The 10,746-nt window shown below is 69.1% G+C and carries 8 protein-coding genes; 5 read left to right on the top strand and 3 right to left on the bottom strand.

Annotated elements, in window-relative coordinates; genetic code table 11:
* Nucleotides 1-42 precede the first annotated feature (42 nt).
* Entirely contained in the window at nt 43-1,380 is a 1,338-nt protein-coding gene (locus tag FPJ27_RS10450; RefSeq protein WP_204422826.1) for an acyl-CoA dehydrogenase family protein, read from the top strand.
* 61 nt (nt 1,381-1,441) lie between these two features.
* Here the strand turns inward: FPJ27_RS10450 and FPJ27_RS10455 are convergent, their stop codons facing one another.
* On the bottom strand, nt 1,442-2,416 hold the full coding sequence (locus FPJ27_RS10455) for a LysR family transcriptional regulator (RefSeq protein WP_177318340.1): 975 nt from the start codon (nt 2,414-2,416) through the stop codon (nt 1,442-1,444).
* Between the two features lie 17 nt (nt 2,417-2,433).
* On the opposite strand from FPJ27_RS10455, the gene FPJ27_RS10460 reads away from it, so the two are divergent.
* Together FPJ27_RS10460 and FPJ27_RS10465 are read left to right on the top strand one after the other, a co-directional pair.
* The gene (locus tag FPJ27_RS10460; RefSeq protein WP_204422827.1) at nt 2,434-3,000 is read left to right on the top strand and encodes a cysteine dioxygenase; all 567 of its coding nucleotides are present in this window, start codon (nt 2,434-2,436) and stop codon (nt 2,998-3,000) included.
* A 104-nt stretch (nt 3,001-3,104) separates the two neighbouring features.
* Nucleotides 3,105-4,730 (top strand): rhodanese-related sulfurtransferase, encoded by a 1,626-nt coding sequence (locus FPJ27_RS10465; RefSeq protein ID WP_204422828.1) that lies wholly within the window; start codon nt 3,105-3,107, stop codon nt 4,728-4,730.
* Nucleotides 4,731-4,752: 22 nt separating this feature from the next.
* Here the strand turns inward: FPJ27_RS10465 and FPJ27_RS10470 are convergent, their stop codons facing one another.
* Nucleotides 4,753-5,898 carry a glycerophosphodiester phosphodiesterase gene (locus tag FPJ27_RS10470; protein ID WP_204422829.1) on the bottom strand — a complete coding sequence of 382 codons (1,146 nt, stop codon included), beginning with the start codon at nt 5,896-5,898 and terminating at the stop codon, nt 4,753-4,755.
* Nucleotides 5,899-6,288: 390 nt separating this feature from the next.
* On the opposite strand from FPJ27_RS10470, the gene FPJ27_RS10475 reads away from it, so the two are divergent.
* Both FPJ27_RS10475 and FPJ27_RS10480 read left to right on the top strand, forming a co-directional pair.
* Nucleotides 6,289-7,353, top strand: a complete 1,065-nt coding sequence (locus tag FPJ27_RS10475; RefSeq protein WP_204422830.1) for a phytoene/squalene synthase family protein — start codon at nt 6,289-6,291, stop codon at nt 7,351-7,353.
* Nucleotides 7,354-7,831: 478 nt separating this feature from the next.
* Nucleotides 7,832-9,028, top strand: coding sequence for a porin (locus tag FPJ27_RS10480; RefSeq protein ID WP_175959014.1), 1,197 nt, complete (start codon nt 7,832-7,834; stop codon nt 9,026-9,028).
* Nucleotides 9,029-9,254: 226 nt separating this feature from the next.
* Here the strand turns inward: FPJ27_RS10480 and FPJ27_RS10485 are convergent, their stop codons facing one another.
* Nucleotides 9,255-10,745: an efflux transporter outer membrane subunit gene (locus FPJ27_RS10485; protein ID WP_204422831.1), complete on the bottom strand. Its 1,491-nt coding sequence runs from the start codon at nt 10,743-10,745 to the stop codon at nt 9,255-9,257.
* Nucleotide 10,746 lies beyond the last annotated feature (1 nt).

Consider the following 10,746-nt stretch of genomic DNA (forward strand, 5'->3'; position numbering starts at 1 on the left):
CCTCTGCGTCGCCTTTGCGTATTACCCAGGGAATCTGTCTCGATGTCCGCCAGCCTTGCCGCTTCCTCACCGACGCCGCAGCCGCCTTCGCTGCGCCTTCTGCCGGCCGACGACGCCGACGATGCAGATGACGCGCGCGTCGCCGCGCTGCTCGACCGCCTCGCCCCCGAACTCGCCGCCGACGCCACGCGCAACGACGTCGACGGCCGCTTTCCGCACGAGAACTTCGCACGGCTGCATCGCGCGGGGCTGATCGCGCAGGTCGTGCCGCGCGAACACGGCGGCGCGGGCGCGACGCTCGCGCAGGCGAGCCGGATCGTGGCCGCCATCGCGCGCGCCGATCCGGCGACCGCGCTGGTGCTGACGATGACGTATCTGCAGCATCGCGCGCTCGGCCGTGCCGACAGCCGCTGGCCTGCCCAGGTGCGGCGCGCGGTGTTCGACAGTGCGGTCGCGCAAGGCGCGCTGATCAACGCGCTGCGCGTCGAGCCGGCGCTCGGTTCGCCGTCGCGCGGCGGCCTGCCGGAGACGGTCGCGCGCCGCGACGGCGACGGCTGGCGGTTGTCCGGCCACAAGCTGTACAGCACCGGGATTCCCGCGCTGCGCTGGCTGGCCGTGTGGGCGCGCACCGACGAACCGGAGCCGCGGGTCGGCGTGTTTCTCGTGCCGCGCGACCGTGATGCCGACGGCGACCGCATCCGCGTGATCGAAAGCTGGAATCACCTCGGCCTGCGCGCATCGGGCAGTCACGAGGTGGTATTCGACGATGTGCGGCTGCCGGCCGACCACGCGGTCGACGTGCGCGCGCCGCACGCGTGGGCCGTATCGGCCGGGACTCATGCGGATGCCGACGCGCACGCCGACCAGCACGCGTGGATGGTCGCGCTGCTCGGCAGTCTGTACGACGCGGTGGCGCGCGCGTCGCGCGACTGGCTGCTCGGATTCGCGACGACGCGTGCACCGAGCGGGCTCGGTGCGCCGCTCGCGACGCTGCCGCGCGTGCAGGAAGCGGTCGGCGAAATCGAGGGCTGGCTGTACACGAACCGCGTGCTGCTCGACGATCACATCTCACGCGCCGACGCCGGCAACGCGCCGTCGGTCACGACGAGCGGCCTCGTCAAGCGGACCGTGACCGAGCACGCGATCCGCGCGGTCGAGCAGGCGCTGAAGCTGTCGGGCAATCACGGGCTGAGCCGCGGCAATCCGCTCGAACGCCACTATCGCGACGTGCTGTGCAGTCGCGTGCATACGCCGCAGGACGACGCGATCGCGGTGACGGCGGGGCGTGAGGTGCTCGAGGCGGCGAGTCGGGGTGACACGAAAGCGGACGCGCGCGGGGCGTCGCGCAACGAGGTCGAACGCAGCCGAAACGATGCGTGAGCGGTGCAGCGCTGCGGGGGAAACGAACAGGGCGGCGCGAAGCAGACGCCGCCCCGTCTGGTCACGCAGCCTTGCCGTGCGTCTGCTCGGGCAACGCGAACGCCGCGCGCGCATGCGCGGCGACGGCCGCGAGCGGTGCGTCGAAGCGCGCGGCATCGTGCCGGCGCAGCAGCCACAGATCGATCTGCGGCTTGAAATCGGCGAGCGGCACGATCTCGAGCGCGTCGCGCAGCGGGCTGCCTTCGACGAGCGGCTGCGGCATCAGCCCGATGCCGAAGCCGTTCGCGACGCTCTGCAGTTGCAGGTCGCGGCCGTAGGCGTCGAGCGTGACCGGCATCGGCAGGCCCTGCGCGTCGAGCGCGCGCCGCAGGCCCGCGCGAAAGCCGCAACCGTCGGGATTGAGCACCCAGCCGCGCGCGTGGCAATCGGCGAGCCGGTAGCTGCGGCGCGGCCAGTCGCCCTTGCGGCCGACCGCGACGAGCCGCGTGGCCAGCAGCCGTTCGCCTTCGACGTACGGCGGCAGCACCATCTCGCGCGCAAGGAATACGAGCGCCGCATCGAGCTCGCGGCGTGCGACGCGCTCGACGAGCATGCCGCCCCACGCGGTCGTGACCTGCGTCGCGAGCGCGGGCCACTGCGCGGCGAGTTCGGCGATGAGCGCGGGCAGCATCAGTTCGCCGAGCCCCTGCGTGAGCCCGATCCGGAATTCGCCGGCGGGCGGCTGCTGGCCGGCCGTCAGTTCGCGCAGCGCATCGACTTCGCGCAGGATCGCGCGACACTGCTCGAATACCTGCCGGCCGATGTCGGTCGGGCGCGGCGGCTTCGTGTTGCGATCGAGCAGGATCACGCCGAGCGCTTCCTCGAGATTCTGGACGCGCCGCGTGATCGCGGGCTGCGTCATCCCGAGCTCGGTAGCGGCCTGGCTCAGGGTCTGGCAGCGGACGACCGCTGCAAAAGCGTCGATATCGCTAATTTTCATGTTTGTTCTGCATGGTCTTTCGGGTGCATCATGACGATCCATCATATTCGGCATCATATTCGAGGAGGCAGCCGATGAGTACGCTTTCGTTGCATCGGACGCGGCTGCGTCCGTTCGTCGACGGTCTGGGCGCGCTGCTCGCGTCCGGCGCGAACGAGGCGCGCATCCTCGACGAGGGCGGTGCGCTGCTGGCCGCGCTCGTCGAACACGACGACTGGCTGCCCGACGCATTCGCGCAGCCCGATCCCGCGCGTTATCGGCAGTACCTGCTGTATCTCGACCCGGACGAGCGGTTCTCGGTCGTCAGCTTCGTGTGGGGGCCCGGCCAGACGACGCCGATCCACAACCATACGGTGTGGGGGCTGATCGGGATGCTGCGCGGCGGCGAGTTCTCGCAGCCGTACCGGTTCGACGAAGCGGGCAAACCCGTGCCGGCGGGCGAAGCCGTGCGGCTGCAGCCGGGCGAGATCGAGGCCGTGTCGCCGCGCATCGGCGACGTCCATCGCGTGACCAACGCGTTCGACGACCAGGTTTCGATCAGCATCCACGTGTACGGCGCGAACATCGGCAAGGTCGAGCGCGCGGTGTACCTGGACGACGGCACCGTGAAGCCGTTCGTGTCGGGCTATTCGAACGCCTGATGCAGCGCCCGCCGGCGCGGCCCGTTGCGAGCGTGCACCGGCGGGCCCGAGATTCATCCGTTTCGCCTTCTTCACCGACTTCAACAGAATCAGACAGAGACATCGTGACGCAATCCGCCGATTCCACCTTCCGCTTTCCCGTCGCGTCGTACCAGGACGTGCGCGCGCGCCTGCTTGCCCGCGACGAGCTCGCGCTGATCGACGTACGCGAGGAAGATCCGTACGCGCAGGGTCACCCGCTGTGGGCCGCCAACTTTCCGCTGTCGAAACTCGAACTCGACGCGTGGACGCGGATTCCGCGCCGCGACACGCCGATCGTCGTGTTCGGCGAAGCGGGCGGCGAGGATCTCGCGCCGCGCGCGGCCGCGAAGCTCGCGCAGCTCGGCTATACCGACGTGCGGCTGCTCGACGGCGGCCTCGCGGGCTGGCTGGCCGCGGGCGGCGAACTGTTCATCGACGTGAACGTGCCGAGCAAGTCGTTCGGCGAATGGGTCGAGGCCGAGCGGCATACGCCGTCGCTGTCCGCGCAGGAAGTGCAGGCGCTGATCGACGCGAAGGCCGATGTCGTGATCGTCGACGCGCGCCGTTTCGACGAATACCAGACGATGAACATCCCGACCTCGACGAGCGTGCCGGGCGCGGAACTCGTGCTGCGCGTGCGCGCGCTCGCGCCGAATCCGCACACGCAGGTGGTCGTCAACTGCGCGGGCCGCACGCGCAGCATCATCGGCACGCAGTCGCTGGTCAACGCGGGGCTGCCGAACCCGGTCGCGGCACTGCGCAACGGCACGATCGGCTGGACGCTCGCCGGCCAGACGCTCGAGCGCGGCGCGGCGCGCCGCTTTCCGGACGAGATCGACGCGACGCAGCGCGCCGACGCGCGCCAGGCCGCGCGCGCGGTGGCCGAACGCGCCGGCGTGCCGCGCATCGCGCTCGCGGACGTCGCCGCGCTCGACGAGCCGGGCCGCACGCTGTACCGCTTCGACGTGCGCACGCCGGAGGAATACGAAGCCGGCCACCTGCCGGGCTTCCTGGGCACGCCGGGCGGCCAGCTCGTGCAGGAGACCGACCATCACGCGGCCGTGCGCGGCGCGCGGATCGTGCTCGCCGACGACGACGGCGTGCGCGCGGACATGACCGCGTCGTGGCTCGCACAGATGGGCTGGGACGTGCGCGTGGTCGAACCGGCCGGCGCGGCGGCGTTCGGCGAGCGCGGCCAGCCGCCGCGCGACGTGCCGGCGCCGCCGCCCGCGACCGACGTGTCACCGGCGACGCTCGCGGGCTGGCTGAAGGAAGCGGCGCCCGGCGAACTGGCGATCGTCGACGTGACGGCCAGCGCGAACTACGTGAAGCGCCATATTCCGGGCGCCTGGTTCGTCGTGCGCGCGCAGTTGCACGACGCGCTCGCGGCGATTCCGCCCGCGAAGCGCTACGTATTCACGTGCGGATCGAGCCTGCTCGCGCGGTTCGCGGCGGACGACGCGCGCGCGCTGCTGCCGGCATCGGCCGACATCTTGGTGCTGACCGGCGGCACGGCCGCCTGGATCGATGCCGGATTGCCGCTCGAAAGCGGCGAGACGCGGCTCGCGTCGCCGCGCATCGACCGCTACCGGCGCCCGTACGAGGGCACCGACAATGCGGCTGCCGCGATGCAGGCGTATCTCGACTGGGAATACGGGCTGGTCGACCAGTTGAAGCGCGACGGCACGCACCACTTCAGCGTGATCTGACCGCTGCGGCGGAACCGGGCATTCAGCGCTTGAACGTATCGATGGCCGTGCGGCCGACCGCCGGATCGTCGGTGAAGAAGCCGTCGATGCCCGCGCGCAGGTAGGCCTGGATCTCGCGCACCGAGCCGGCCGTGTTGCGCGTGGCCGGCGTGCCGCCGTCCTTCAGCGACGCGGGCAGGAAGTTGTTTTCCGGGCGGAACGTGTACGGATGCACGACGAGGCCGGCCTCATGTGCATAGCGCACGTACGGCGTCGGCTGCTGCAGCGTGCCGTCCGCTGCGACCGCGATGATCGACGTCTTGTACGGGCCGACGCCGTTCGCATAGGTCGCGATTTCGCGCATGCCGTCGCGCGTCGACAGGTCGCCGTAGGTGCGCTTGTCGTTCGCCTTCACGAAGTCGTACGGGCGCTGGCCGGCTTCGTCCATCAACTGCACGAGCTTCCAGTTGGGCTGGCTCGACTTGATCCGGTTGCGGATCGTCTTCAGGTTCGCGACCTCGAACGACTGGATGTAGACGGTCGCCGTGCGCGACGTGTACGGATCCTTCAGCAGCGCGTCGACGAGGCGATCCTCGAGCGGCAGATTGATCGACTGGAAGTAGGTCGGATGCTTGGTTTCCGGATACAGGTGGATCGTGCGGCCGGTTTGCGCGGACATCTGCTTCGCGAGCGCGACGATCTCGTCGAAGGTCGGAATCTCGAACTGGTCGTTGTATGCGGTGTTCGAGGGGCGGATCTGCGGAATGCGCTCGCGCGCGCGCAGCGTCTTCAGCTCGGCGAGCGTGAAATCCTCGGTGAACCAGCCCGTGAGCTGAGCGCCGTCGATCGTCTTGGTCGCCTTGCGGCTCGCGAACTGCGGCAGCGCCGACACGTTCGTCGTGCCCGAGATCTCGTTCTCGTGGCGCGCGACGAGCACGCCGTCGCGCGTCGACACGAGGTCGGGCTCGATGACGTCCGCGCCGTCTTCGATCGCCTTGCGGTACGACGCGAGCGTGTGTTCGGGGCGCAGCGCGCTCGCGCCGCGATGGCCGACCACCTGGACCTTCGCGGAAATCGGCTGCGTGGGATCGGACGTCAGGTCGTCGTCGCCGCCGCACGCAGCGAGCAGGAAGGCTGCGGCACAGGCGAACGGGACGTAGCGCAGGGCGCTCGGGCGCGTGAAGAACATGTCGATGAACCTTCGAAACGGGAGTCGGAAAAATCGGGAAAATCGGGAAAGGGTGCTCGCTCCGCCGGCGCGGCTGTCGTGCCGCGTCGTATGGGATCGAACGGGACGCGATCGTCGCATCGAATAATTACATATGTATTACTTCTGCCTTTCCGTTTTGTTCGGGGCTGCGATGACGGTGGCGGGGAGCGGCGCGGCATCGATGTGCGTGCCGCATTCCGGCCGTCTCGGGCAGGCCTTGCGCCGGATGCACTAAACTTGCGGGAATTTTGCATCGCAGCGCCCGGGCCGATGCCCGCGCGGCGCGACGATGCGGCGACTCGCGGTCCGGCGCGGGCGCCCGACGCCCGTGTGCGTCAGGGGCCCGCGCCGGCCGATTTTTCCCGACCCATGACGACCCGAACCGATTCCGCCTACCTGCTCGGCGACCTGCTGAAGAACGTTTCCCGCTCCTTCTACCTGACGCTGCGCGTGCTGCCCGACGGCATGCGCGACCCGGTCGGGCTCGCATATCTGCTCGCGCGCGCGGCCGACACGATCGCCGACACCGCGCTCGTCGCGCCCGATCGCCGGGCCGCGTTGCTGACCGACCTGCGCGACGAGATCGAGCGGCTCGGCGACGGCGCGGCGCTGTCGCGTTCGCTCGACGACGTGACGCGGATGCAGACGGATTCGCACGAGCACGTGCTGCTCGGCTCGATGGAGCCGATGCTCGCGCTGCTGCGCGCGCAGCCGGACGCCGACCGGGCGTCGATCCGCAAGGTCGTCGCGACGCTGACGTCAGGCATGGAATTCGACCTGCGCACGTTCCCGGACGAACAGTCGGGGCAGGTCGCGTCGCTGCCGACGCGCGACATGCTCGATCGCTACACGTACCTCGTCGCGGGCTGCGTGGGCGAGTTCTGGACCGACATGACGGGCGCGCACACGCGTGCCGCGCGCGGCTGGGATTTGCCGGGCATGCGCGAGAAGGGCATCCGTTTCGGCAAGGCGCTGCAGATGACCAACATCCTGCGCGACTGCGCGAAGGACCTGCGCATCGGCCGCTGCTACCTGCCCGACGACGTGCTGCGCACGCACGGGCTCGGCGTCGCCGACCTGATGCAGCCCGACGCGTCGGCGCGCGCGCGCGGCGTGCTGGTCGACCTGCTGCGCATCGCGCTCGACCAGTATCGCGATGCATGCCTGTATACGCTCGCGATTCCGCGCCGCTTCGTGCGGCTGCGGCTCGCGTGCCTGTGGCCGATCATGATCGGCCTCGAAACGCTCGAACTGCTGGCCGGCCACGATGCGTGGCTCGCCCCGGCGAAGCCGGCCAAGGTGCCGAGAAAACGTATCTACCGGATCATGGCGTCGTCGCTCGCGCTGGTCGGCTCGAACACGGCGATCCGTGCGCGGATGACCGCGCTCGCCGATGCGGTGAACGCGCGGCTCGTCGCGCCGGCATCGCGTTGAATGTCGCCGGCGCGCCGCGCCGGCATCGTCCTTCGGCCCGCGTTCGCCGGGCCGCTCCCGTCCGATCTCCCGCGCGCGGACTGAAACGTTTTCATGATTTCGTTTCGCGAAATGTGGGTGTCATGAACGTCAGCGATCCTGCGCGGCGGCGTGAATCGCGGCGTCAGCTGCGATCGCGCATTTGTAAGACGATTTTTTGCCGAAGGCGTCTGACGACATGAGGCGGTCGCGTTGCACCCGTAAAAATGTAAAGCTAGGGTTTTCACCGGGAAATGCCGGAAATGCCCGCCGCGTAAGCGTTTTCAGGTGTTATGTAACTGCTTGGTGAACCCGCGCGTTGCGTCGATCATACGATGACCGACTGCGCGTGTTGGGAAATAATCGGTAATCCGTCAGAATTGCCCCGGCATGTACTCGCACATGTGTCAGTCATAAAACCACACCAGAAAAGAAATCATTCTTTGAGGACGGAGAATCAATGAAAAAGCGCGTCGCTTTCGCCATGACGGCAGCGGGCCTTGCAGCCGCTACCGCCGCCCACGCCCAGAGCAGCGTGACCCTGTACGGTATCGTCGACAACGCCATCGCTTGGCAGAACAACTCGTCGGCAACTGGCGCGACCACGGGTGGTCACTCGAAGGTGCAGATGGCCACCGGCATTTGGGCAGGCAGCCGCTTCGGCCTGAAGGGCAGCGAAGATCTCGGCGGCGGCACGAAGGCGATTTTCCAGTTGGAAGCCGGCTTCAACGCGAACAACGGCTCGTCGCAGTGGGCCAACGGCATCTTCACGCGTCAGGCGTGGGTGGGTCTGTCCAACGCAGCGTACGGTACGCTGACGGCGGGCCGCCAGTACACCGCGTACTACACGCTGCTGTCGCCGTATAGCCCGACGACCTGGCTGACCGGTTATTACGGCGCGCACCCGGGCGATATCGACTCGCTGGACACCAGCTACCGCGCGAACAACTCGCTCGTCTACATGTCGCCGAAGTTCTACGGCTTCACGGTCGGCGGTTCGTATTCGCTCGGCGGCGTGGCAGGCAGCTTCAACCGCGGCTCGACGTGGAGCGCGGCGATCCAGTACCTGAACGGCCCGGCAGGCATCGCGGTCGGCTTCCAGAAGGTCAACAACTCGACGCTCGGCGGCGGCGTGTGGGGTGACAATTCGACGGTCACGAGCGGCGGCCAGCCGGCCGTGTCGGCGATTAACAGCGGCTACCAAACGGCGCAAACGCAGCAGCGCCTCGGTGTGACGGCCGGCTACCAGTTCACGCCGGCATGGGACGTGTCCGTGTCGTACACGAACGTCCAGTACGTGCCGGGAGTCGGTTCGGCATTCCGCAACACGGCGATCTTCAACACGGCAGGCGCCGTGCTGCACTGGAAGGCAGCGCCGCAGTGGGACTTCGCGGCAGGCTACTCGTACACGGCGGCAACGCAGTCGAACGGCATCTCGAGCGCGGCCAAGTACCACCAGGTCACGCTCTCGCAGTACTACAGCCTTTCGAAGCGCACGGGCCTGTATGCAGTTGAGGCTTACCAGCACTCGACCGGCAACACGCTGAACAAGGCTGGCGGCATCCAGGCAGCAACGACGTCGATCGGCGACGGCGTGGGCGCAGGTTCGAAGCAGAACCAGATCGCTGCAGGCGTCGGCCTGATCCACCGCTTCTGATGTCGCGCGGCGCGCGAGCGCCGCTCACGGCATGCAGTATGAAAAACCGGCCTTCGGGCCGGTTTTTTTATTGGCGGTACGCGTTGTGCTTACTGCGGGTTCCGTCATAGGCGGCATCGAACGGAAGCGGGCGGCGACGGCAGCCGAGCCCGACAAGCGCGCCGCTCACGCGGCGCATGGCGTGCAGACCGGCGGTGTCCGGCCGGTGCCAACGCCATCCTGCCGGTCACTTCGCCGCATTATCCATCCAGCTCCCCGCCAGCGCCTGAAACAGCGCCGCCGTATCGGCAAGCCGATCGGCCTGCGCGCGGGTACGGTCGAGCGTCGTCTGCAACGTCTGCCGCTGCGCGTCGAGCAGGTCGAACGTGCTGATCCCGCCCGCCGCGTAACGGCCGCCGGCAATCGCGTTGCGTGCCGCCGCTTCCTGCGCGGCCGTGTCGCGCGCCTGCAGCTCGGCCGCGTCGTGCTCGACCGCGCGCATCGCGTCGGCTACCTGCTGAAGCGCCTGCAACACAGTTTCCCGATAGCTCGCGAACGCGGCATCGTACGCCGCTTCGGCCGCGCGTTTCTTCGCGCGCAGCTCGCCGCCGTGAAAGAGCGGCTGCGTCAGACCCAGGCCGACGTTCCATACATTCAACCCGCTCACGATATCCGCGATGCGCGTGCGTTCCGAGCCGATTCCCGCCGAAATCGAAAAACGCGGATACAGGTTCGCGGTAGCCACGCCGACGTTCGCGCTCGCCTGGTGCAGCACGGCTTCCGCTGCGCGGATGTCGGGCCGTTCGCGCGCGAGCGTCGACGGTAGCGTGACGGGCAGCGTGCGCGGCAGCACGAGTGCATCGAGCGTGAGATCGGGCAGCACGGCGCTGGACGGCGGCGCACCGAGCAGGATCGCGAGCCGGTGGCCGGCCTGTGCGAGGCGGGCCGCGAGCGGCGGCAGCGATGCCCGCGTCTGCGCGAGCAGCGCGCGCTGCGCATGCACGTCGGCCTGCGACACGCCGCCCACTGTGAAGCGCGCTTCGACGATGCGCAACTGCCGCGTCTGCGCGTCGACTAGTTGCTGCGTGAGCGCGACCTGCTGCGCGAGCGACGCGCGCAGGATCGCGGTGGCGACGACGTTGCCCGCGAGCGTCAGGCGCGCGGCGTCGAGCGTGTACGACTGATAGTCGACCTGCGCGCGCAGCGCTTCGAGCGCGCGCCGGTTGCCGCCGAACACGTCGAGCACGTACGACACGCTGACTGACGCGTCGTACAGCGTGAACGGCCCCGGATTCGGCACGTTGCCCGGCAGCCCGAACGCGGCGATGTCGACCTTCTCGCGCGTGGCGGACAGGTTCGCGTCGACACGCGGCAGCATCGTCGCGCCGGCTTCGGCTGCATGGTTCTGCCGCGCTTCGTCGAGCCGCGCGCGGGCCTCGGCGAGCGTCGGGCTGTTTTGCCATGCGGTGTCGACGAGCCGGTTCAGCGGTTCGGAGCCGAACTCGGTCCACCAGCGTTGCGGCGTGTGCGCGGCCGATGCGAACGTCTGCGCGTCGCCGGCCGGGCCGCCGGCGGCCGCCGTCGTGACGGGCGGCTCGTCGCGCGTGTATTGCTGCGTGGCCGGTGCGTCCGGCGTGCGGAAATCCGGCCCGACCGCGCAACCGGCGACGAGCAGCGCAGCGGCGGCCAGCGTAATGCCGCTTGCAGCGATGGAGGCGCGATGCGAAGCCGGTTTCATC

Source organism: Burkholderia sp. MS455 (genome assembly GCF_016899445.1).
Lineage (GTDB): Bacteria > Pseudomonadota > Gammaproteobacteria > Burkholderiales > Burkholderiaceae > Burkholderia > Burkholderia pyrrocinia_C.